Genomic DNA, 23,036 nt, shown 5'->3' with positions numbered 1-23,036 from the left:
ATTTTCCCTTACGCCACTTGCTTTACTGCATGTGTCTTTTTATTCATTACTGTGTTTAATAGCACGTAGCTTATCGCACCACCTAACACCGCATTCACAGGTACGATACCTGGCAAGAAATGCCCTGCCGCAACACCGACAGTAATCGCTAACATGCCAGCCCAATTAACCGTTTTAAACTCTGCTTTAGTAAAATCTTGGTAGCGCTTACGATTGATAAAGAAATCCGCAATGATCACGCCGCCAATCGGTGGAATCGCTAAGGATAGGAATGTTAGCCAACCCACAAAATTGTTATAAAGCCATAGCGCACAAAGTGTGCCGATCAAACCATTCACGACTGACAAATACTTACTCGGCAATCCAGTGATATTTGCAAAGCCTAAGCCTGAAGCATAAAGCGCATTATCATTAGTCGTCCAAATATTAAGACCTAATACGATAATGGCAGGGATCAACAACCCTTGTGCAATCATCACTTCAGAAATATCAGAATGCCCTGTTACTGCAGCACCTGCTGCGCCAAAGATAAACATCAGAGAATTACCTAAGAAGAAAGCAACCATGGTCACGAGTACTGCTGATTTAGGCTTCTTACCAAAGCGAACAAAATCTGCGGTTAACGTTCCCGCACTCACAAACGAGCCAACAACCATCGCCAGTGCAACCGGAAAATCGATAGGATCGACAGGCTTCATCATCTTTAATTGATCAACACCACCAATACTTTCAACAGCCCCAGCTACAGAATAACTACCTAACACTGCAATTGCAGGTACAGCAATGGCTGATAGGATCATTAATGCCGACATACCAAAGTACACAGTAACCGTCATCAATATACCGGATACGACAATTAATACATTGGTATCAATGCCAGTGGCTTTATGAACAGGGATCGCAAACATTGCAACCCCCACACCGAACCAGCCAACTTGTGTACCGCCAAGCAATGCAGACGGTAGCCATGAGCCTTTAGTACCAAAAGAAAAACGAGCAAGAAGATGAGTAGAGAGTCCGGTGGAAGCACCGATATAGCCAAGAAAAGAAGTGTAAATACCGAGGATAAGATTGCCGATGAGAACAGCAAGGAAGAAGTCGTCAAATGAAAGTCCAGTACCAAGTGAACCACCTGTCCACATACTGGCGGAGAAAAAAGTGAGACCTAACATGACCATTGTCAGTGAAGCGACACCCTTTCGAGCAGTAAGGGGTACAGGCCCTAAACTGTAATTATTATCAGCAGCCATTTTCATCTCCGATATGAATAAATTCGTAAATCCAAGTTAAACGGCGCGCATTATGCTGATAATAAAAAAGCAATCAAGAACAATAAATTCAAACAAACAATCGAAAAATAACTAATAAACAATAAAAACATTTAAATACAAAAAGTTAAATACAAAACATAAGAATTAGATCGTACAATTTGAAACACTTAATTATCAGCTCAACATTAATTATTCAATTTACAAATTAATCATGCTTTATGGGAATCTATAATTCAGCGGTAATATTTTAAGGCAATCTTTAATAAAAAAAGGGACCCATCGGATACCTTTAAAATATCATAACCTCTTATTAAATAAGCACTTGTGCAATGGCATAACCAATACAGCAAGCTGATACAACACCAATAGTACGAATTTCCGACACCATCGCGACAATGACAATCATGATTAACACTAAAATTAAAAGTATCACCGCATGCATTGCAGTTTTAGGTAACTCTTCATTTAATGATGTTGAAGTCGTATGAAGAATTTGATCGCGCCAAACAGGATCGTTTAAACGACGTTGATACTCAGGATCATCAGCGATTTCTTTACCTCGACGCAAGCTATGCAGTGACAGTAATAACGTACCGACCAAGGTCGCTCAGGACGAATGCCATCTTTCAAGGCAACATCACCAATGATTGGCATAATGAGTACACTGCGTAACCAATACCTAGCATGAATGTCATCACGTAAGAGACTAATAGACCTACGATAGTCACACGCTTTGGATTGCTACGTAGAATACGCTCTGTAACTCGCACAGCGAAAAAAGCCGATTAGCATTACTACATAAACACATAAGAAAACAGTGAAAGAAACGTTATAGTTACGTTTTTATAACAGTGTTACTGGGGCATTCATTGATCTGGCATAGATCGGCATTCACATCTTGGCTGCCTAATAGCCGTAACCATAATGCAGAAAGGTGTTTGGGTTGCACTTTTCGCTCCTCCATTTTTATCGGTGCTATTAATTGCCAACCTTGCTGCGGTGACTGCTTGGCAACGATAAAACGAAATGGCAAATATTCGATTAATCCTAACCGCAGATCTGTCACCACTAATTGATCATCAATCGTTTGATACTGAACAAAATCACTAGCAAACTTAGTTAGCATTGCAACATGCTCTGAGGGCTGTTTTAACGGTAACCTGCCTCGCTCTCGTTGCACCCATTGTATAGGGTAACCATCATCATCTTTTGGATCGAGCAAAGATGAAAAGCCCTCATAATATTTATCATCATCAAGGATAATAAACCGCCACAATACCGTATTAAACGGGGTTGGGCTGATAAACATGGGCTGATTGGCTAACGGAGTATGCTTTAACTCTTGTTCAATACGGTGCTCAATAACCTTATAAGCAACGACTGACCATGCTAAGTAAATCGTTGAAACGATTAGTCCAATACTACAGAGTTTTGCCATTTTCTCTCGCCACATCAAGCTTGCAATCAGCATGATAAGCAAAGGCAATGTATAGAGTGGATCGATAATAAAAAGACTCGATACCGCAACGCTGTTATCTAAAGGCCAAAACAGTTGCGTGCCATAGGTAGTAAATGAATCAAGTAATGGATGAGTGATCAAACATGCGGCAACTAAGAGCCATAATCGACCAAATGATAATACCGTAGGTCGATAGTGATGCCATAATGTAGTGAGTAATAAAGAGAACGGTAACAACACAAAAAGTGAATGGCTAAAGCCACGATGCTTCACCGTATCTGAAATAGGATCACCATAATCAATAAAAACATCTAAATCAGGTAACGTCCCTAACGCAGCACCAATCAATAATGTTTTAGGCTTACAGTGGCGTCCTGCCACAACCGCTGCAACAGATGCCCCTAGTGCAGCTTGAGTTATTGAATCCACATACACTCCTTTGTATTTAGCTTCATATCTAGCATGAAATATAAATACATAATCATTATTAATATATTAATCAGTTAACTATACCATGACAAAGTTATTACATTACGCAGTCAAACGGTACTTCTACCTTCAGTAATATGACACTACTGATATAGACAGGGATGTAGTTCGCATATCTGGCGTTGTCAGTCTATTAAAGGTAATAAAATGAAAAAAACTTGTCCTTGCTGTCAGCATAAAACCTCAGTACCAACACTCAACCAAGATACCCTCTCTTTTACCTGTGAGAGCTGTGGCATCCATCTACAACATAATGAAAACCAAGTGTTCGGCTATAGCATCGCATATATTGGTATTGTTAGCCTTGTTTTACTTATACTCAATATCAATGCCTTTATTGCCATCGCTACTGCAACAGTCAGCTATGCCATGATCCGCCGTAAGTTCATTGAACCAAGAATTGGTCTTCAAGTTAGCCAAATCAGTCATTTCCTAAAACAACTCAATATTGCACAATGTAATAAAAAAGGATGACATAGCGTCATCCTTTCTTGTATTCATCACAGAATAAAGCCGTTATTCTTCATCAGTGATCGGCGTAATACGATGTTCATTCGCTGTCGCAATCCAAGCGGCACAAAATAATGTCAAACGCGCAAAGAAATAGAAAAATGCCATTAAGCCTATAATTGAACCAAACGCGGCACCTGATGGTGAGCTTGCCAGTTTAGGTAACATGAATGTCATAGCAAACTTAATTGCTTCAAAGCCTATCGCGGCAAGTAATGTTCCTTTCATCAGTGCCCTACGATTAAAACGACGCTTAGGTAACATCCAAAAGATCCATAAAAACATAAGATAGTTAGCACAGATCGATATTGTTAAAGCTGTTGCGGTAAGAGCAGGGCGTAACCAAGTAATATTTTCTAAACCTAGCGCATTAACAATTGTTGCTTGTGCAGAGCCTGCCACTGACGTTAGTACAACAGTAAAAATTAATGCGCCCACTAACCCTGTCAGTGCGACAAAATCTTTCACATATTGCAGTAAAAAATGATCTTTATCTTCAGGTTTGCGTTCCCATACATCACGGGTTTGTGCTCGAATGGCTTCACGTAAATTCCCCATCCAACTAATACCAGAATACAAAGCAATGGCTAAACCACTTAAACCGACAGTTGTACGCTGACTAATAGCAATATTAACAGTGTTTTTTAATGTCGTTGCTAAGCTTGGATCAGTAACACCTGCAACTATTTTATCAATAATGCTATTTAGTAATGAGGCATTAGAGGCCAATATAAAACCCGCTGCTGCAAACAACACCATTAAAATAGGGATAAGGGATAAAAAAGAGAAATAAGTGATTGCTGCACCAAACTGACTCCCCAAACGATCATTAAAGCGATCCGCAGCACGGATCAAGTGATCAATAGGAGGCAAGGCTTTTATTTTATCGACCACAAAAGTAACAATCGCCATTACTTTTGATATCAAGGTTGTTTTTTCATCTGTCGACGTCGGTTTATCTATCATAATTCATCATCATGGCGTCATTCATTTATCAAGTGACAGTAATCACTGCTCACCGTCTTACTATAAAGTCGCCATTTACTTTTTAGTATCAAATACATATAAAATAGAAAAGGCTTGCCTTAATAAGCAAACCTTTTCAATAATAACGTGACCAATATAAAAATATTGTTAATTAAACAAACCTTTAAGCAATTGATCCGCTACATTTTTAATCTTCTCGTCTTTGGCTTTATCACCCAATAGCTTTTCAAGACCTCGGTTTAGCTCTTTCTTCGCTTTTTGCTCTAATTCGCTATTTTGCTTAAAGAGATTTTTTAAATCTAATTGGTATTTAGGCTGCTGCCATGTGCCTTTTATTTTAATAGGAACAGTAATCCCTTTCAATTCATCTAACCCTTTACCACTTGCTACAATAGCAGTATCAACAGAAAAGTTTAATGACTCATTATTTAAATTAGTCGTACCACGACCATTGATATCAAGTAATGGTGAAACAAGGTGAAGATTGTCGATCTTTGCTTGGCCTTGCCCTAATTGCAACAATGCCGTTAAAGAAGAAAAATCTGTTTTCTTTTGCTTCTGACTATCAGATAACTTTTCACCTTTTAGACGGGCTTTTGCTGAACGGATCATCTCTGATATATTCACTCCATAAACAGCGCCATCGGTTAAATTCACATTAATCGTACCTGTACTGTTATTTTTCAAATGTTGTGAAGATAAGCCTTTACCTGCAAGATTGGCGATAATATTTGCACGTCCTGCTAACTGCTTATTATTAGCAACATCTTCCAATAATGGCTGGATTTCAACGCCTTTTATTTGATTATGTAATTGATAACTCGCTAAAGGTGTATTAACGTTCAATTGTGCTGTTCCACTCACAGTGCCTTTATATAAATTTGCCGTGAACGAATTTAACTTTGCAATCCCATTTTGAATCACAACCGACAGTTTCACATCAGACAAGTGTGCATGTGAGATAGTGAACTTTTTCGCCATTATCGTTCCGTCAACATCAATACCTTTTAGTACTGAAAGATCCGGCTCTTGTATTGCAGAGGAAGTATTTGATACCGATGGTGAAGAGGTTTGTTGTGACGTTGACGCAGCAACTTCGGTTGATGTGTTATTCGCAGCTTGATCTGATACTGCAGGCTTTTCCGATGAAACCTGGCCGTGCTGCTTATTTAGCCAGTTATCAAGATTAATATTATCGCTAGATAAATTAAAACGGATCACAGGAACATCACGGTTGATAAAAGATACATCTCCCATTAACGCTAGTTCATCTGCATTTGCATTGAGTTTTGATAACGTCGCTGTTTTTGTCGTTATATCATAACTAGCATTGGTTTTTATGTTTACCTGCATCTTAGGGCGAGGTAACGCTTTTCCTGACAATGCATTATCTATTGAAAGATTCTCTAACGTTAGAATATTTCTATCCGACGATAATTTAAACTGGGTCTGCCCTTTGGTAACAAAAGCCAACTCAGGTAATTGACCATCTATATTTAAATTAACCGTTGCCCATTGACCATACTGAAAATGATCCAGCGTTACTTGAGCATGTTTTATCTCTGTTTTTCCATCTTGGGCCGTCAGAGATACATCTAGATTTTTTAATTCAGCTAATTGATATGCAGAAGACAGATTCAACTCGGTACTGCCTTTAGCTGCAAATTTTAGCGCATTTGCACTGCCCGAAATATCAAATGTCGCTTTCGTCCATGTATTTGGTGTCAGTTTATCTAAGGTGAAATTCACCTTATTTAACGCGATATTCGAACCGGTTTTGTCATTAATAATATCAACACTAGCATTGATAAGTTCAACCCCAGCAAGAGATATTTTCCACGGCTGTGTCGTTACCTTTGATGCAGTGGACTTCTCATCCTGAACATTACTAACAGCATCTTTATTAGCTTTTGATGATGTAGAGTCATTCACTTCTTTAGTTGATGACTTTTCAGTTAAGCCATCTAAATTACTACGACCATCTTTCAATGTTTGCACAAAAACATGCGCACCATCTAAACGCACTTTACCAATATCAAGCTCATGAGATAAAAGCGGTAATACGGAAACAGACAACTCAGCTTGCTTAAATTGAATCAGGTTTGGCTGAGCAAAGCCTTGAGGGTTATTTAACGTTGTTTCCCCCACACTTAAGCCTAATGTTGGGAAAAAACGCCAGTTAATATCGCCGCGAATATCCAATTCACGCCCAGTTTGCTTTTTTACTTGCTCTGCAATCACAGTTTTAAACTGATTGGGATTGACTAACGTGACAAGGGCTGTGATCCCAAGTACAACGACGATAATAATACCGATTAAAACATACAGTAATTTTTTCATACTACCCTCTTTCCCTTGCACCCATTATCACTATGAGGAATCTGCATAAGAAATATAAACAATTAAAATATAAGCTTAATGTTATTAAGCTCTGCGTTATGACAATGATTTATAATGATAGTTTCGCCCTAAACATCATAGTAATACCATCAGGCGATAAAATATCACACATAACAAAAAGGCAATCACTATGGATTGCCTCTTAAAATATAGATTATTGATGATTGAAATTAACTCTCTTTATCATCTTCATTAATACGACTAGCTACTGCACCTTGCTGATATTTATATTTAGCGTCAACACGTTTATTATACGGTTTTTCAGCTTCACCAGATAAGGTTTCAAAACTTAACGCACCAATTGGCATATGTGGACGCAATGCCAGTGGTAAGCGTCCTGAATTATAAAATTCAAGTACGATACGACCAGACCAACCTGGATCGATACGGTGTGCAGTAACGTGTACCATTAGACCTAAACGTGCTAATGATGATCGTCCATCCAACCAACCTACGATATTGGCAGGTAATGTCACTGATTCATGCGTTACAGCTAAAGCGAGTTGTCCTGGATGAAGGAAAAAGGCTTCTCCTTCCTCAACAACAATTTCATCACTCATAACTTTATCAAGTTGCGTTGCTACATCTTCTTTCTTTCCAGAAAGGTCGATAAAGGGTGCACCATGATCATTAAAAATACGGAAGTTATTACCAAGGGTCACATCAACCGTTAAACCACTAATACAGTCATCTGCTGGACGTGGCTCGATATTGATTTTTCCTTCATCAAGGTACGCCTTGATATCCTTGTCACAAAGTCTCATTTGAGCTTTCTCCTGAATAACAAAACACACGTATTATCAATAAAATAATACCTGTGTAGGCAAATCTTAACAGGGTTTCCCGAAAGATAAAAATAAGGCTGGCAAAGGCCAGCCTTATAAAAAATTAAGAACGTAACAACTTCGCTATATGCGCTTTAAGTACGTCGATAGCAATTCGGTTTTTACCACCGCGAGGAACGATGATATCAGCATATTGTTTTGACGGTTCAATAAATTGCATGAACATAGGGCGTACCGTCTTTTGATACTGAACGAGTACTGATTCCATAGTACGACCACGCTCTGCAACATCACGCTGTAGACGACGAAGTAGACAGATATCAAGTGGTGTATCCATAAATACGCTAGCGTGCATGATCTCACGAAGGCGTGGATCTGTAAGCAGTAAGATACCTTCTAAAATGATCACCTTCTTTGGTGTCATTTGCGTGGTTTCTTTCAGGCGAGTATGTTCGCTATAGCTATACTGAGGTACTTCTACTGCTTCACCCTTTATTAATTGCTCTAGGTGATCACAAAGTAAATCATGATCAAGCGCATTCGGATGATCATAGTTAGTTTTGACCCGCTCATCCATGGTCAGGTGGCTTTGATCGTTATAATAACAATCTTCCGTAATAACACCGATCTGATGATCGCCTACTTTTTCTTTTAGCTCTTTGTATACAGTACTGGCAATCAGACTTTTACCGGATGCAGAAGCACCTGCAATACCAATAATAACGCATTGGTGTGAATTTTCAGACATATCAGAAGGCACCTGTTAGACCACGTGGCGAGATAAATAATTAAACCGCCTGATTATAAGCCGTTGTTATGCCAGATGCCAACAAAAATGAGACATCTAGCACGTTTGAACAGAGAACGGACAAAGACCGTCTCATATTTTTGTTACATAGTACGAATTGTAATCTGCTCTACCGCCGTTTCACCTTGCCAGTACAAACGACTCGCAACAGTCGCGGCTAATTCAATATAAGCCATCGCTTGCTCAGAGTTAGGAGATACTGCCACAGTTGGTTTACCGTTATCAATATCTTGACGTACCTTAATATCAAGTGGTAGCTGCGCTAATAATGGCACTGAATATTCTTGTGCCATTTTTGCTGCACCACCAGTACCGAAAATATGCTCTTGATGACCACAGTTACTACAAACGTGGTAACTCATATTCTCAACAATACCCAGTACTGGCACATCCACTTTATTGAACATACTAATACCTTTAATGGCATCAGCTAGGGCTAAATCTTGTGGTGTAGTAACCACTAACGCCCCTGTAACAGGAATTTGCTGAGATAACGTCAGTTGAATATCACCGGTACCCGGTGGCATATCAATCACAAGATAATCAAGATCAGGCCACCATGTCTCATTAATAATTTGTGCTAACGCTTTTGAGGCCATAGGACCACGCCAAATAGTTGCACTTTCCGCAGGTACAAGGTAACCCACTGAATTGGTATATAACCCGCATGATTCAATTGGCAGCATCATTTTGCCATCTGGCGATTGTGGCTTTTGATCCATGGTGCCTAACATCATAGGAACAGATGGGCCATAGATATCTGCATCAAGTAATCCAACTTTAGCTCCTTGTTGCTGAAGACCTAAAGCTAAATTAACTGACGTTGTTGATTTACCCACACCACCTTTCGCCGAACTTACTACGATAATATTTTTCACACCACGTAATGGTTGCTTGTTCTCAACAGCCAAGGTAGCCACTTTTGCGCGTACATTAAACGTCGCATTTGAAGGAATAACACCAGTATGTTGCTCGCTGGCAATCCACTGTTCAAGCTCATTAACCAATGTAGCCGCAGCAAAAGGAATCGTGATGGTAATTAAACCATCTGCAGAGATAGAGACAACATTGGGCATATCCGCCCACTCTGAATTCAAAAGAGAATGCTCAAAATGATTTAGCCATTGGCATATATCAGCAACATTCTGAAAACGATGAGTTACATCGTTAGTCATAAGTTAACGCTCCACATAATTATTATCAAACGAGCAACAATTTAACCTTTAGTTAGTCATTTAAGAGCTTGTTGCTGCGCTAATTTTACTTGTTTTACTTAATGCTACCACCAAAGCATAAAAACTGCCCGATTTCACAAGCTTTTAAGCAGATAAAACCGTATCTGATGCTAGGAATAACGACAACCATCAGGTAGTATTTACAGCTACGTTTTTTACCCATCATGAGCGAAATAAGTAATTATGGCTGCCAATCCAAGAAAAATTCTGGTTACCTGTGCCCTACCGTATGCTAACGGTTCTATCCACTTAGGTCACATGCTTGAGCATGTACAAGCGGATATTTGGGTTCGCTATCAGCGCCTACGCGGCAACGAAGTTCATTTCATTTGTGCCGACGATGCACACGGAACTCCAATCATGCTTAAGGCCCAGCAGATGGGTATGGAACCTGAGCAAATGATTGCCGAAGTGAGCAAAGAGCACCAAGCTGATTTTGCTGGCTTTGATATTGATTTTAGCAACTACCACAGCACACACTCACCAGAAAACCGTGAGTTAGCATCTTTTGTATATACCCAGCTAAAAGACAATGGCTTTATTACTAGCCGTACTATTTCTCAGCTTTTTGATCCTGAGAAAGAAATGTTCCTCCCTGATCGTTTCGTAAAAGGTACATGCCCTAAGTGTAAAGCCGAAGACCAATACGGTGACAACTGCGATAACTGTGGTGAAACATACAGCCCAACAGATTTAATCAATCCAAAATCAGCCGTTTCTGGTGCTACACCAGTCATGAAAGATTCTGAGCACTTCTTCTTCGACCTGCCTCAATTTGAAAGCATGTTAAAAGAATGGACTAAATCTGGTGCTCTTCAAGAAGAAACCTCGAACAAGATGCAAGAGTGGTTCGAGTCAGGACTGCAACAGTGGGATATTTCTCGTGACGCTCCTTACTTCGGCTTTGAAATTCCAGGTGAGACTGGCAAATACTTCTATGTATGGCTGGACGCACCAATTGGCTATATGGGTTCATTTAAAAACCTATGTGACAAGCGCGACGATCTAAACTTCGATGAGTTCTGGAATAAAGATAGCTCAACAGAGCTATACCACTTCATCGGTAAAGACATTGTTTACTTCCACAGCCTATTCTGGCCTGCGATGCTAGATGGTGCAGGGTTCCGTAAACCAAACAATGTATTCGTACACGGCTACGTAACAGTAAACGGTGCGAAAATGTCTAAGTCTAAAGGCACGTTCATCAAAGCCGGCACTTATCTAAAACACCTAGATCCAGAATGTCTACGCTACTATTACGCTGCCAAACTAAACAGCCGTATTGATGATCTGGATTTAAATCTAGAAGACTTCACACAGCGTGTTAACAGTGATGTAGTAAACAAGATTGTTAACCTTGCATCTCGTAATGCAGGCTTCATCGCTAAACGTTTCGATGGCAAGTTATCTGATAATTTCGTTGAACCTGAGCTATATGCAGAATTCGTTGAAGCCGCTGATCGTATCGGTGAACTATACGAAAGCCGTGAATACGGTCGTGCAATTCGTGAAATCACAGCACTTGCTGATAAAGCAAACCAATATGTTGATGAAAAAGCACCTTGGGTTGTTGCGAAACAAGAAGGTAAAGACCAAGAGTTACAAGAAATTTGTACTGTGGGTATCAACCTATTCCGCGTGCTAATGGCTTATCTGAAGCCCGTCATGCCAAAACTGACTGAGCGTAGTGAAGCATTCCTAAACGAAACACTAACTTGGGAAACAATTGCCAAGCCGCTAACAGCTCACGAAGTAACGAAGTTTAAAGCTCTATTTAATCGTATCGATCCTGCACACGTTGCAGCAATGGTTGAATCATCGAAAGAAGAAGCTGCAGCAGATAAAGCCGCTGCTGAAGCCGCTGCAAAGCCAGCAAGCCCTTTAGCTGATGAACCAATTGAAGCTGAAATCGAATTTGACGATTTTGCTAAAGTTGATATGCGTATCGCTAAGATTGTATCTTGTGAAGAAGTACCAAAGGCAAACAAACTGCTTAAATTCCAATTAGATATTGGCGGTGAAATGCGCCAAGTATTCTCTGGTATTAAGTCAGCTTACACACCAGAAGAGTTAGTGGGCAAAATGACTGTTATGGTAGCTAACCTGAAGCCTCGCAAAATGAAGTTCGGCATGTCTGAAGGCATGATCCTAGCAGCGGGCCCTGGTGGTAAAGATCTTTGGATCCTAGAGCCACATGAAGGTGCACAGCCAGGTATGCGTGTAATGTAATTTACACCTCACCTATATATAGAAGGGCACTGTATGTGCCCTTTTTTATTGTCGCCGCCCCATTACTACTGGATATAAACTCATATTTTTAGAATAAAAATTCAAACAAGAGCCAATAAAACATTTTAATTTTATAAAATAAATATTAGTGAAATAGCTTAATCCTCTGAAGTAGTACTATTTTCTTACAGAATGAGAGTAAACAACGCCCACTAGGTAGAGTTATATATAAGATAAAAGCGTGACCAACCCGATATAAAAACCACTCAAATGTTAAAATATAGTTAATATTACCCTTATTTAACTTTAAATAAATATAAAAAACGTGACTCAAGCCATATAGTTAATATTTGATCGTATTTTTGCTTTGGTTGAAACATTGAAGTGCTGATAGTCTCTTTGTGGCTCTGATATATAGATGGACAGAGTGAATAATTATAAGGAAAATTCAATGTCAACGACAAAGAAAAAAATGTCCCTCACCTCCCGAGTGATCCTCGGTATGGTACTGGGTATTCTAACAGGATTTTTAATTCGCACCTTTTTAGCTGATATCTCTTTTATCCACGAATACATCGTTAACGGTTTGTTTGATGTAGGTGGCAAAATTTTCATTGCCAGCTTAAAGATGCTTGTAGTACCTCTTGTCTTTGTATCACTGGTTTGTGGTACTAGCTCATTAAAAGATATTGCAACATTAGGCCGCCTTGGTGGTAAAACAGTCTTGTTCTATCTTGCAACAACTGCCATTGCTATTACCCTAGCGCTTTTCCTTGCTAATGTTTTCCAACCAGGCGCTGGTGCAGATTTAAGCGCAGCAACAACATTTGCCGCAAAAGAAGCACCAACGCTAGGTAGCGTTATTGTCGGTATGTTCCCAACTAACCCAATAAGCTCTATGGCAAATGGTAATACTCTGCAAATTATTGTCTTTGCCGTATTATTCGGTATCGCAATTAGCGCTGCGGGTAAACCAGGTGAACGTATTGCTGAAGTTTTCAAAGATCTTAATGAAGTGATCATGAAGCTTGTAGCGTTGCTAATGAACATTGCACCATTCGGTGTGTTCTTCCTAATGGCTAAGCTATTTACAGGATTAGGTCTAGATGCAATCTTTAACCTAATTAACTACTTCTTAGTCCTTGTTGCAGCGCTACTTATCCACGGTTTAGTAACATACAGTGCGATGCTAAAGATCTTTACCGGTCTAAGCCCTATTACTTTCCTAAAGAAAATGGAAGATGCGGTGATGTTTGCTTTCTCAACGGCATCATCAAATGCAACGATTCCAGTTACCATGGAAACAGCAACCAAACGTCTTGGCGTAAATAATAAGATTGCTTCATTTACAGTACCGCTAGGTGCAACCATTAATATGGATGGCACGGCTATCATGCAAGGTGTCGCGACAGTATTTATTGCTCAAGCGTTCAACATTGACCTAAGCATGGGTGACTACATTGCCGTTATTGTAACTGCAACACTAGCCTCTATTGGTACTGCGGGTGTTCCTGGTGTCGGCTTGATCATGCTGGCCATGGTACTAAACCAAGTCGGTCTTCCGGTTGAAGGTATTGCAATCATCATGGGTGTTGACCGCCTACTTGATATGATCCGTACCGCTGTCAATATTACTGGTGACTCTGTAGTAACATGTATTGTTGCTAAGAGTGAAAACGAGATTGATATTGAACGCTTCAATGATCCTGCTGCTGCAGTTAAAGATGAAGAAGTTAAATTTCATCCTCTAAAGCAAAGCTCATAATTCGGTAATTCTCATTGTATAAGGCGCCTTTATGGCGCCTTTTTTATTTCACTATTTTGGTGCACTTGAACCAAGTTAGCTCACAAGACACCGTTACACCATATTTAACTTGTTGTTTTAATTAAAATATATTAACGGCATGACGATTGCTTGCTTACTAAAAGAATAAGAGTAATTAAAGGGCTATTTATGTGGTTGATCATAGCTGCCATTATTTCACTATTAACGATTGGATATATCACTTGGAAAACAAATAAAAATAACACCCAATTACAACTACAATTTGATCAAATAATGCAGCTCAGAGAACTGATACAATTCATTCGTTATCACCGCCGCTATTGCCATCAAAAAATTATAAGTAACAATATGGATAATAAGATCCATGAATCTGTTAAGCGTAAAAGGCATGCTTTAAAGCAAACACTCTCAATATTAATTTATCAAGCTGACACCAATCACAAACCGATGTTTCGGATATTGAGACAAGAAATACAGCGTTTATTTACAGATTGTCCTCACTACTCTTTACAGCGCAGCCAAGCCGTACATGGCAGAATTATTCGACACATTATGTATCTGATTGATGATGTTATTAGTTCTAGCTTGCTTACAGCCGAAAAAGACACCACTTTCGAACATTATCAAACCGCTTGGCCTATTACATTAAATTCACTGGATAGTTTAAATAGATTCCGCTGGACGATTGAACACTGTCCTTTAGAAAGCAAAAGCTATGCGCGCGAGTTAGAAATGCATGTAAAAATGATCCAACGAAGGCTTGGGCAGATATCGATGATAAGCCAACAGACGCCACCTGTTTGGCCTATTGAAAAGCTCCTACAAAAATTTCATGAAATACAATTTCATAACCAAGATAAAAATAAACTTAAAGAAGAGCTTTATCTTTATTCAATTCAGATCTCAGACACTATTTTCCAGTTCTTCGATCTTATTATCAATGATATTGCTGATGATCTTGCTATAACAGTTCCAAACATAACGACATGTGCCATTAATTTTGATCACAACAAGCAGACATAAAAAAACCCAGCACGATGGCTGGGTTTTCAAACGACAAATCAGTGATTAACCGATGTGAGTCATACCGTTCATGTACTTACGAAGTACTTCAGGGATCTCGATACGACCGTCAGCCTGCTGATTATTTTCTAAAATAGCAACCATTGTACGACCAACAGCAAGACCAGAACCGTTTAATGTGTGTAGAAGCTCAGGCTTCTTCTCACCTTTACGACGGAAACGTGCTTGCATACGACGAGCTTGGAAATCCCACATGTTAGAACAAGAAGAAATTTCACGGTACGTTTCTTGAGCAGGAACCCATACTTCAAGATCATAGGTTTTACATGAGCCAAAGCCCATATCGCCAGTACAAAGAACCACTTTACGGTATGGAAGCTCTAGAAGCTGTAGTACTTTCTCAGCGTGACCTGTTAACTCTTCTAGTGCAGCCATTGAATCTTCAGGTTTCGTAATTTGTACAAGCTCAACTTTATCGAACTGGTGCATACGAATAAGGCCACGAGTATCACGACCGTAAGAACCTGCTTCAGAACGGAAACATGGTGTATGTGCCGTCATCTTAACAGGAAGATCCGCTTCATCAGTGATGGTATCACGCATCATGTTTGTTACAGGTACTTCAGCTGTTGGGATCAATGATAGAACGCGAGGTTCTTCATCATTTACTTTTTCAGTTAAAGGCTGTGTATGGAACAAGTCTTCACCGAACTTCGGAAGCTGACCTGTGCCAAATAAGCTATCTGCATTTACTAGGTACGGTACATACATTTCTGTATAGCCGTGCTCTTCGGTATGAAGATCAAGCATAAACTGTGCAATTGCACGGTGTAAGCGCGCAAATTGACCTTTCATAACGATAAAGCGTGCGCCGGTAATTTTTACAGCACTCGCAAAATCAAGACCACCCGCCATTTCACCCAGATCTACGTGATCTTTCACATCGAAGTCATAAGCTTTTGGCTCACCCCAACGAGAAATTTCTACGTTTTCAGACTCGTCTTTACCAACAGGTACAGAATCATCTGGGATGTTTGGTACAGATTGTGTAATAACATCAAGCTCCGCTTGTAACTCAGCTAACGCTTTTTTCGCGTCATCAAGCTCAGAACCTAGGTTACCCACTTCAGCCATAATACGCTCGGCTTCTTCGTGATCACCTTTCGCTTTTGCCTGACCAATCGACTTCGATCGCGAGTTACGTTGAGCTTGAAGCTCTTCTGTCTTCACTTGAAGGGATTTACGCTTCTCTTCAAGGTTACGTAAAGTTTCTACATCAAGGTTAAAACCACGACGCGCGAGTTTTTCAGCTGTTTCATCCAGCTCTGTTCGAAGTAATTTAGAATCTAGCATGCTAATCCTGTGCTCTTAATATTCTGAAATGCACGTTATTTAGACGATTTTTATCAAAATAGTCTGTAATTAGGAAGGCAGTTCTCACATGGAACTGCCAGTCGTTTAACGATACCCAAAAAGCCTTATTATTGGTAGCGCTTTAACGGGCTTTTTGCATCTAATGAAGCAAGATAATCCAACTTTTCGGATATTTTCATTTCTAAACCACGGTTTGATGGTTGGTAATAAACCCGATCACGGATTTCACGCGGTAGATACACTTCACCTGCCGCATAAGCCCCTGCTTCATCATGGGCATAACGATATCCTTCACCATAACCTAATTCTTTCATTAACTTGGTCGGCGCATTACGTAAATGATGAGGGACTTCAAAATCGGGAAATTCGCGCGCATCAGCTTTGGCAAGATTAAACGCTACGTAAACCGCATTACTTTTCGCCGCACATGCTAAGTACACAATCGCTTGTGCTATGGCTCGCTCACCTTCATAAGCGCCAACACGGGTGTAACAGTCCCACGCAGAAACCGCGACTTGCATCGCACGAGGATCAGCATTACCAATATCTTCTGAAGCAATAGCTAATAGGCGACGAGCCACATATAGCGGATCACAGCCTGCTTGGAGCATACGTGCAAACCAATACAAAGCACCATCAGGATTAGAACCTCGAATTGATTTATGCACCGCTGAGATCATGTCGTACCAAAGATCACCTTTGTTATCAAAGCGCGCAACCTTTTCGCCTGTGACTTCCGCCAATAATTCGACCGTTATTTGCTTAATGCCTTCATCATCTTCTTCAGCCATATCAATAAGCTGCTCAAGATAATTTAAAGACATACGCGCGTCACCACGAACAAACTCAGCTAATTTTTCTTTAATATCATCCGCAAAGTGTAAATTCGTTTCAGTTACCCCTCGCTCTTTATCCGTTAATGCTTGTTCAATCACTTGCAAGATCTCATCATCCTCAAGTGACTTTAACTTATAAACTCGAGCGCGAGAGAGTAATGCATTATTCAGCTCAAACGATGGGTTTTCCGTCGTTGCACCAATAAATGTTACAGTACCGTCTTCAATATGCGGTAAAAACGCATCTTGCTGACTTTTATTAAAACGATGCACCTCATCAACAAATAAAATAGTGCGACGTCCCGCCATTTTATTGTCACGAGCCTTATCAATTGCAGCTCGAATATCTTTAATACCGGATGTTACAGCAGACACACGCTCTACTTCAGCGTTGGCATAATGTGCAGCGACTTCTGCTAATGTCGTTTTTCCTGTACCCGGTGGCCCCCACAAAATCATTGAATGTAGTTGCCCGCCTTCTAAGGCTCGACGTAAGGGTTTTCCTTGCCCCAAAATATGTTGCTGACCGATATATTCTTCTACTGTTCGAGGTCGCATTCTTGCGGCTAGCGGCCTGAAATCAGAAGAAAAATCAAGGCTGAAGTTATTCAAAATAACCACTCCCATAAACAGAAAAAGGTGGCTAACAGCCACCTATACAATTTAGATAAACAATACATACACGCTAACTCATAGCATCATATCGATTGTTTTTTCATTGACGTTGGTCATCCAGTTCTACCCCTTTCGGTGGCGTAAACTTAAATAAGTCTGCCGCTGGTGTAGTACGTGTAAATTTAGATAATGTGTAGTTACTGCGTTGCCCGTCACTCTCAACTACAGAGAAATTACGCACTTGACCATCTTTAGATACTGTCACGATAAACTCTTTCATCGAAGAGGTTTTATCTTTCGGCGTTAAGGTAAAAGTATCTACTAATTGCTTCACATTATAACGCGACCAGTCTTTTTCATTATTACGTGTTAACAAAACAAACGGTGTTTGTTCTGTTGCATCTTTTAGCCACATTGCCGTGACCTGTTCAACGAATGGGCTGTAATACCATACTGTTTTACCATCGGAGACTAACAAGCTTGCATCCGGTGTTTTAGTATCCCAACGGAATAAATTAGGGCGCTTAATGGATAAATCGCCAGTCCCATCAACCAATATTTCACCGTCAGGACTTATCACTTTCTGAGTAAAGTTAGCACTAAAGGCATTAACTTTATCAAGTCGGCTACTTAATGCTTGTTGTGGCGTAGCCCAAGCACTTGTTGTTGCAAGCATTGGAACGGCAACTAATATACTTAGCCATAACTTTTTCATCATATTCGCTTACCTCTATTAAAGTAAACCGCCGAACATACTATGCGCAGCGGTTTAAATTACGCTATAAATTTACTGACAGCAAGGTGTCGGTTTATTCATTAATCGTGGATCTGTACTGGCGCAGGTGCTAGTACTTCTCGGTTTGAATTGTGCCCCGGTGGACTAACAATGCCATGCGCTTCTAATTGCTCAACAATTCGCGCTGCGCGGTTATAACCAATTTTAAAGCGGCGCTGAACACCCGATACTGATGCGCGACGCGTTTCAGTGACAAATGCAGCTACTTCATCAAACAGTTGATCGATATCATCATCACCACCAGTGGATGTTTCACCCGGCAATAGACTTTCTGAACCTTGGTCTGAGCTTAGAATACTATCTATATATTGTGGTTTACCACGCGCTTTCCAATCATTCACCACGTTATGTACATCATCATCCGATGCAAATGCACCGTGAACACGTGTTGTATGGCTTTGACCTGGTGGTAAGTACAGCATATCACCCATACCAAGCAAGGATTCTGCACCACCTTGATCAAGAATGGTACGTGAATCTGTTTTGGTCGATACCGTAAATGCCATACGCGTAGGAATATTTGCTTTAATTAAGCCGGTAATAACATCTACAGATGGGCGCTGAGTAGCAAGTACTAAGTGGATACCTGCCGCACGTGCTTTTTGAGCGAGACGCGCGATAAGCTCTTCAACTTTCTTACCAACAACCATCATCAAGTCAGCAAATTCATCGATGATAACCACAATACTCGGCATTTTTTCAAGTAATGGTGGGTATTCATCCATGGTATCGCCTGGCTGCCATAATGGATCATGAATAGGGAAACCCGCCGCTGCCGCTTCCTCTAACTTATCGTTGAAGCCCGCTAGGTTACGTACTCCACATTTCGCCATGAGCTTATAACGACGTTCCATTTCCCCAACACACCAACGCAAGGCATTGCCGGCATCTTTCATGTCAGTTACGACTTCCGTTAATAGATGCGGTATACCTTCATAAATAGATAATTCCAACATCTTTGGATCGATCATAATAAAGCGACAATCTTCAGGCTTACACTTGTATAGTAAGCTCAAGATCATGACGTTTACACCAACTGATTTACCCGATCCCGTCGTACCCGCAACCAGTAAGTGAGGCATTTTACTTAGATCAGCCACAACAGCTTCACCAGCGATATCGCTACCTAAAACAATCGGTAATGGACCATCCATATTCTGAAAACGCTCACTGGCGACCACTTCAGACATGTATACCGTTTCTCGACCTTTGTTCGGCAGCTCTAAACCAATATATGGTTTACCCGGAATAGCCTCAACGACACGTACAGCCATCACAGACAACGCACGCGCTAAGTCTTTTGCTAAACCAGAGATGCGACTGACTTTCACACCTGGCGCTAAATCTAATTCAAAGCGGGTAATAACTGGCCCCGGATAAATCCCTTTCACCTGCGCTTTAATTTTATAATCAACTAACTTAGATTCAATTAACGCAGCTGTCGCTTGCAGCTCTTCTTCAGAAGCAGGCTCCACAGTGCGACGCGCTGGTTGCAATAAATCTAATGTCGGCATTGGTGACGTTGGCGCCGGAAGATCAACTTCTGTTTGCATTAAAAACGGATTATCTAATCCAGCCAAATGCGCTTGTTCTTTTTGTAAATCACGAATATTTTGTAAAAACGCTTCCTGATCGGCTTTTTCTTTTTGTTCTGGTGTTAACGCTACCGCTTCACCACGCTCTAGTTCAGACATACCATCTTGCACACCAATTTCAATATCACTTCCAGGAACTGGCTGTGATGTTGTTGGTTGTGGAGCGACAACTTGCGACGCTACTGGTGTTGTCTGTTGAACAGCCATAGATTCTTCAGCTTGACTTAGTTCAGCAACATTCTGCTGTGAAGAATGATAAGCAGGAGCAGCAGTTACTGCTGATTCAGCCGCTTCAATTGCACTTTGCGTATACTCATCCACTGGAACAGTAAAATCTTCATTTTTATCCAGTTCACGTTCTAAATCCTCAATCGAAAGACCACGAGGCTGAGTAGCTGGCTGCTGAACTGTCTCTTGTTGCTGTTGAACAGGCTGACTTACCACAGGTTGTTGAACAGCAGCTTGCGGTTGTACCACTGGCTGACTTACAACAGGTTGTTGAACAGCTGCTTGTGGTTGTACCACTGGCTGACTTACAACAGGTTGTTGAACAGCAGTTTGCGGTTGTGCCACTGGCTGACTTACAACAGGTTGTTGAACAGCTGGTTGCGGTTGTGCCGCGGGCTGACTTACAACAGGTTGTTGAACAGCAGTTTGCGGTTGTACCACTGGCTGACTTACAACAGGTTGTTGAACAGCTGGTTGCGGTTGTGCCGCGGGCGGGCTGACAACAGGTTCACTCGTTTCTAACAACGGGTCACGTGTCACATCAGAATTCGGTCGAACAATCTTATAAGGTGAAGATTCGACTTCTTTTGCATTATTATCTAATGGTTCGTTATTAACATAAGATGATAATAACGGGTCATCTTCATCATCAACGTCACTTATGTGTGCCATGTAAGGCATTTCTGATTCATCAGGGATTTCGGTTGCAAAAGGTCGCATAACCTCATGTTTATCTGAGCGGAATTTATTTAAAAACCATGTTAACGAAGCAAGCGTCTTCTCACCTAATGTATCAACAATTGATATCCATGAAATACCCGAGAACAATGTAAAGCCAATAGCCCAAATAAACATTAATACTAATGTTGTACCAAGCACATTAAGCAATGGCATAGAGATGTTTGAAACAACATCTCCCACGACTCCACCCGATGAAAAGTACCAAATATCGTCAAAGTTTAAATCCGCAAGACCACAGCTAGTTAATAGCAATAAAATTAGACCTAAAAGACGAGTGCCGTAAACCATATAATCGTGAGATAAACTTTTTGAACGGCGACGAAATAAATAATAGCCAAGTAAGACTATTAAGGCAGGAAAAACATAGGCTAATGAACCAAAACTGAAGAAGAATGTATCAGCGACTAAAGCGCCAAACGCGCCAGCTTTATTCTGAACAACCCCTTCCCAAGCAGTTTGTGACCATGATGGATCTGCAGGGTTAAATGTTACCAATGCCACCATAATATAAATAGCAGCTAAAATACTGATGATTAAAAAACCTTCAACAATGCGTTGTGTACCTGACAAACGCATCTGGGACAGTTTTTTACCTTTAATTTTCCTCAAGGATAACTCCGATGTCTCTATAAAACTCAAAATTTTGCCAGAAATCTAAGACATTCATCGAATAATACTAATATCTATAGCCAAATGCGCTATAAAGTTTAGCTAAATATAAGAAATACAATGTCATTGTCTCAATGCTACTATTCTATACTAAATGCGTGCATTGTCTGTGTACCGAAAAAGCTTTTAGTGAAAAATTTTCTCTCGCCCCAGATAATAAGGTACAGATAGCTATTTTAGACGCCCAATAGATAAAAAAATTCATCACTATGTCAATTTGATTCACTTTTTGTCCAATTAACCACCACTATGAATAAATTAACATATCGTACAAACAAAACGAGCGGCTAAATAGCCGCTCGTTTATTTATTCTGCTTATACTCAGAAATACACTTATCGTGTTTTAATCACTAGATTATTTGACTGTTTAACTTCTTCCATTACAACGTACGTACGCGTGTCATTTACACCCGGTAGACGCAACAAGGTTTCACCAAGAAGCTTACGGTATGCTGACATATCAGATACACGTGTTTTTAATAAGTAGTCAAAATCACCAGAAACAAGATGACATTCTTGAATATCTTCAAGCTCTTGAACTGATTTATTGAACTGTTCAAATACATCTGGTGCACCGCGATTTAGTGTGATTTCTACAAACACTAATAATGAAGCATCAAGAAACTGTGGGTTAAGCAATGCAGTATAACCACTGATATAACCTTGACGCTCTAAACGACGTACACGCTCAAGACAAGGTGTTGGGGATAAACCAACACGCTTTGATAGCTCAACATTTGAAATTCTGCCGTCTTTTTGAAGTTCATTCAAAATATTACGGTCAATGCGATCCAATTCCTTGGATGGTTTCTTTTTGGTATCTACCATTTTTTATTCCACCTTCTTACTTCCTTGCAAAAAAATATACTACATTTTATCTATTTTTAGAATCAAATAAGCCAAAAGTCAAAATTAATGATCAATAATCACCTATAAATTGACATGTAACCTAGACAAATTGACTGCTTAACATTATTTTCATGGCAGTTTGAGCTTTATAATTCACTACCCGCTCATGTTCCTTGCACAATATTGCCAGCTACAGTCTTGCCGCATGCTAAAAATTGAATATTTATCACCCGCCTATCCTATAATTTCAGGTGCGCATCGTTATGTAGTTATAGAAATTTTTACCAGATAAGAAATGATTGTCAAAGTAAAACAGCAGTAAAATTCGTATTAATCACTACGAAAACGCA

At 40.1% G+C, this 23,036-nt stretch carries 16 protein-coding genes and 1 pseudogene; 4 read left to right on the top strand and 13 right to left on the bottom strand.

What is annotated here, in order from left to right; all coding sequences use genetic code 11:
* Window positions 1-8 precede the first annotated feature (8 nt).
* The 3 genes and pseudogenes from codB to C9J40_RS04480 form a co-directional block, all read right to left on the bottom strand.
* Window positions 9-1,250: a cytosine permease gene (gene codB, locus C9J40_RS04490; RefSeq protein WP_107206188.1), complete on the bottom strand. Its 1,242-nt coding sequence runs from the start codon at window positions 1,248-1,250 to the stop codon at window positions 9-11.
* A gap of 385 nt (window positions 1,251-1,635) precedes the next feature.
* Window positions 1,636-2,047 (bottom strand): annotated as a pseudogene (locus C9J40_RS04485) (anaerobic C4-dicarboxylate transporter family protein); the annotation flags it as partial.
* Between the two features lie 59 nt (window positions 2,048-2,106).
* Window positions 2,107-3,159, bottom strand: coding sequence for a metal-dependent hydrolase (locus C9J40_RS04480; protein WP_107245912.1), 1,053 nt, complete (start codon window positions 3,157-3,159; stop codon window positions 2,107-2,109).
* Window positions 3,160-3,366: 207 nt separating this feature from the next.
* On the opposite strand from C9J40_RS04480, the gene C9J40_RS04475 reads away from it, so the two are divergent.
* Window positions 3,367-3,693, top strand: coding sequence for a hypothetical protein (locus C9J40_RS04475; protein ID WP_107206186.1), 327 nt, complete (start codon window positions 3,367-3,369; stop codon window positions 3,691-3,693).
* Window positions 3,694-3,735: 42 nt separating this feature from the next.
* Here the strand turns inward: C9J40_RS04475 and yhjD are convergent, their stop codons facing one another.
* The 5 genes from yhjD to apbC all read right to left on the bottom strand — a co-directional run bounded on the left by yhjD (window position 3,736) and on the right by apbC (window position 9,884).
* A complete protein-coding gene (gene yhjD, locus C9J40_RS04470; protein ID WP_107245911.1) occupies window positions 3,736-4,695 on the bottom strand; it encodes an inner membrane protein YhjD in 960 nt (319 codons plus the stop codon).
* Window positions 4,696-4,863: 168 nt separating this feature from the next.
* The gene (locus C9J40_RS04465) at window positions 4,864-7,056 is read right to left on the bottom strand and encodes an AsmA family protein (protein WP_107245909.1); all 2,193 of its coding nucleotides are present in this window, start codon (window positions 7,054-7,056) and stop codon (window positions 4,864-4,866) included.
* Between the two features lie 230 nt (window positions 7,057-7,286).
* On the bottom strand, window positions 7,287-7,880 hold the full coding sequence (dcd, locus tag C9J40_RS04460) for a dCTP deaminase (RefSeq protein WP_107206183.1): 594 nt from the start codon (window positions 7,878-7,880) through the stop codon (window positions 7,287-7,289).
* Window positions 7,881-8,004: 124 nt separating this feature from the next.
* The gene (gene udk, locus C9J40_RS04455) at window positions 8,005-8,649 is read right to left on the bottom strand and encodes a uridine kinase (RefSeq protein WP_107206182.1); all 645 of its coding nucleotides are present in this window, start codon (window positions 8,647-8,649) and stop codon (window positions 8,005-8,007) included.
* A gap of 143 nt (window positions 8,650-8,792) precedes the next feature.
* Window positions 8,793-9,884: an iron-sulfur cluster carrier protein ApbC gene (gene apbC / locus C9J40_RS04450; RefSeq protein ID WP_107245907.1), complete on the bottom strand. Its 1,092-nt coding sequence runs from the start codon at window positions 9,882-9,884 to the stop codon at window positions 8,793-8,795.
* A gap of 243 nt (window positions 9,885-10,127) precedes the next feature.
* Between apbC and metG the strand changes: the two genes are divergently transcribed.
* The 3 genes from metG to C9J40_RS04435 all read left to right on the top strand — a co-directional run bounded on the left by metG (window position 10,128) and on the right by C9J40_RS04435 (window position 14,982).
* On the top strand, window positions 10,128-12,173 hold the full coding sequence (gene metG, locus C9J40_RS04445) for a methionine--tRNA ligase (RefSeq protein ID WP_107245905.1): 2,046 nt from the start codon (window positions 10,128-10,130) through the stop codon (window positions 12,171-12,173).
* Window positions 12,174-12,624: 451 nt separating this feature from the next.
* Window positions 12,625-13,938: a dicarboxylate/amino acid:cation symporter gene (locus C9J40_RS04440; RefSeq protein WP_107206179.1), complete on the top strand. Its 1,314-nt coding sequence runs from the start codon at window positions 12,625-12,627 to the stop codon at window positions 13,936-13,938.
* Between the two features lie 150 nt (window positions 13,939-14,088).
* Window positions 14,089-14,982 carry a hypothetical protein gene (locus tag C9J40_RS04435; protein WP_233217624.1) on the top strand — a complete coding sequence of 298 codons (894 nt, stop codon included), beginning with the start codon at window positions 14,089-14,091 and terminating at the stop codon, window positions 14,980-14,982.
* Between the two features lie 45 nt (window positions 14,983-15,027).
* Here the strand turns inward: C9J40_RS04435 and serS are convergent, their stop codons facing one another.
* The 5 genes from serS to lrp all read right to left on the bottom strand — a co-directional run bounded on the left by serS (window position 15,028) and on the right by lrp (window position 22,665).
* Window positions 15,028-16,335: a serine--tRNA ligase gene (gene serS, locus C9J40_RS04430; protein ID WP_107206177.1), complete on the bottom strand. Its 1,308-nt coding sequence runs from the start codon at window positions 16,333-16,335 to the stop codon at window positions 15,028-15,030.
* A gap of 128 nt (window positions 16,336-16,463) precedes the next feature.
* Window positions 16,464-17,819, bottom strand: coding sequence for a replication-associated recombination protein A (locus C9J40_RS04425; RefSeq protein ID WP_279615362.1), 1,356 nt, complete (start codon window positions 17,817-17,819; stop codon window positions 16,464-16,466).
* 88 nt (window positions 17,820-17,907) lie between these two features.
* Window positions 17,908-18,525, bottom strand: coding sequence for an outer membrane lipoprotein chaperone LolA (gene lolA, locus C9J40_RS04420; RefSeq protein ID WP_107206176.1), 618 nt, complete (start codon window positions 18,523-18,525; stop codon window positions 17,908-17,910).
* Between the two features lie 98 nt (window positions 18,526-18,623).
* On the bottom strand, window positions 18,624-21,743 hold the full coding sequence (locus C9J40_RS04415) for a DNA translocase FtsK 4TM domain-containing protein (protein ID WP_107245904.1): 3,120 nt from the start codon (window positions 21,741-21,743) through the stop codon (window positions 18,624-18,626).
* 427 nt (window positions 21,744-22,170) lie between these two features.
* Window positions 22,171-22,665, bottom strand: a complete 495-nt coding sequence (gene lrp / locus C9J40_RS04410; protein WP_005368765.1) for a leucine-responsive transcriptional regulator Lrp — start codon at window positions 22,663-22,665, stop codon at window positions 22,171-22,173.
* Between the last annotated feature and the right edge of the window lie 371 nt (window positions 22,666-23,036).

Origin of the sequence: Photobacterium sp. GB-72, assembly GCF_003026095.1 — a bacterium.
GTDB lineage: Bacteria > Pseudomonadota > Gammaproteobacteria > Enterobacterales > Vibrionaceae > Photobacterium.
Note: the sequence above shows the minus strand (reverse complement) of the source record. Positions and strands in the feature narration are given on the sequence as shown.

What these genes read in the sequence shown, in the direction of transcription:
- codB (WP_107206188.1), bottom strand. Translation starts at nt 1,250, where the DNA reads ATGGCTGCTGATAATAATTACAGTTTAGGGCCTGTACCCCTTACTGCT.
- C9J40_RS04475 (WP_107206186.1), top strand. Translation starts at nt 3,367, where the DNA reads ATGAAAAAAACTTGTCCTTGCTGTCAGCATAAAACCTCAGTACCAACA.
- yhjD (WP_107245911.1), bottom strand. Translation starts at nt 4,695, where the DNA reads ATGATAGATAAACCGACGTCGACAGATGAAAAAACAACCTTGATATCA.
- C9J40_RS04465 (WP_107245909.1), bottom strand. Translation starts at nt 7,056, where the DNA reads ATGAAAAAATTACTGTATGTTTTAATCGGTATTATTATCGTCGTTGTA.
- dcd (WP_107206183.1), bottom strand. Translation starts at nt 7,880, where the DNA reads ATGAGACTTTGTGACAAGGATATCAAGGCGTACCTTGATGAAGGAAAA.
- udk (WP_107206182.1), bottom strand. Translation starts at nt 8,649, where the DNA reads ATGTCTGAAAATTCACACCAATGCGTTATTATTGGTATTGCAGGTGCT.
- apbC (WP_107245907.1), bottom strand. Translation starts at nt 9,884, where the DNA reads ATGACTAACGATGTAACTCATCGTTTTCAGAATGTTGCTGATATATGC.
- metG (WP_107245905.1), top strand. Translation starts at nt 10,128, where the DNA reads ATGGCTGCCAATCCAAGAAAAATTCTGGTTACCTGTGCCCTACCGTAT.
- C9J40_RS04440 (WP_107206179.1), top strand. Translation starts at nt 12,625, where the DNA reads ATGTCAACGACAAAGAAAAAAATGTCCCTCACCTCCCGAGTGATCCTC.
- serS (WP_107206177.1), bottom strand. Translation starts at nt 16,335, where the DNA reads ATGCTAGATTCTAAATTACTTCGAACAGAGCTGGATGAAACAGCTGAA.
- C9J40_RS04425 (WP_279615362.1), bottom strand. Translation starts at nt 17,819, where the DNA reads ATGGGAGTGGTTATTTTGAATAACTTCAGCCTTGATTTTTCTTCTGAT.
- lolA (WP_107206176.1), bottom strand. Translation starts at nt 18,525, where the DNA reads ATGATGAAAAAGTTATGGCTAAGTATATTAGTTGCCGTTCCAATGCTT.
- C9J40_RS04415 (WP_107245904.1), bottom strand. Translation starts at nt 21,743, where the DNA reads ATGCGTTTGTCAGGTACACAACGCATTGTTGAAGGTTTTTTAATCATC.
- lrp (WP_005368765.1), bottom strand. Translation starts at nt 22,665, where the DNA reads ATGGTAGATACCAAAAAGAAACCATCCAAGGAATTGGATCGCATTGAC.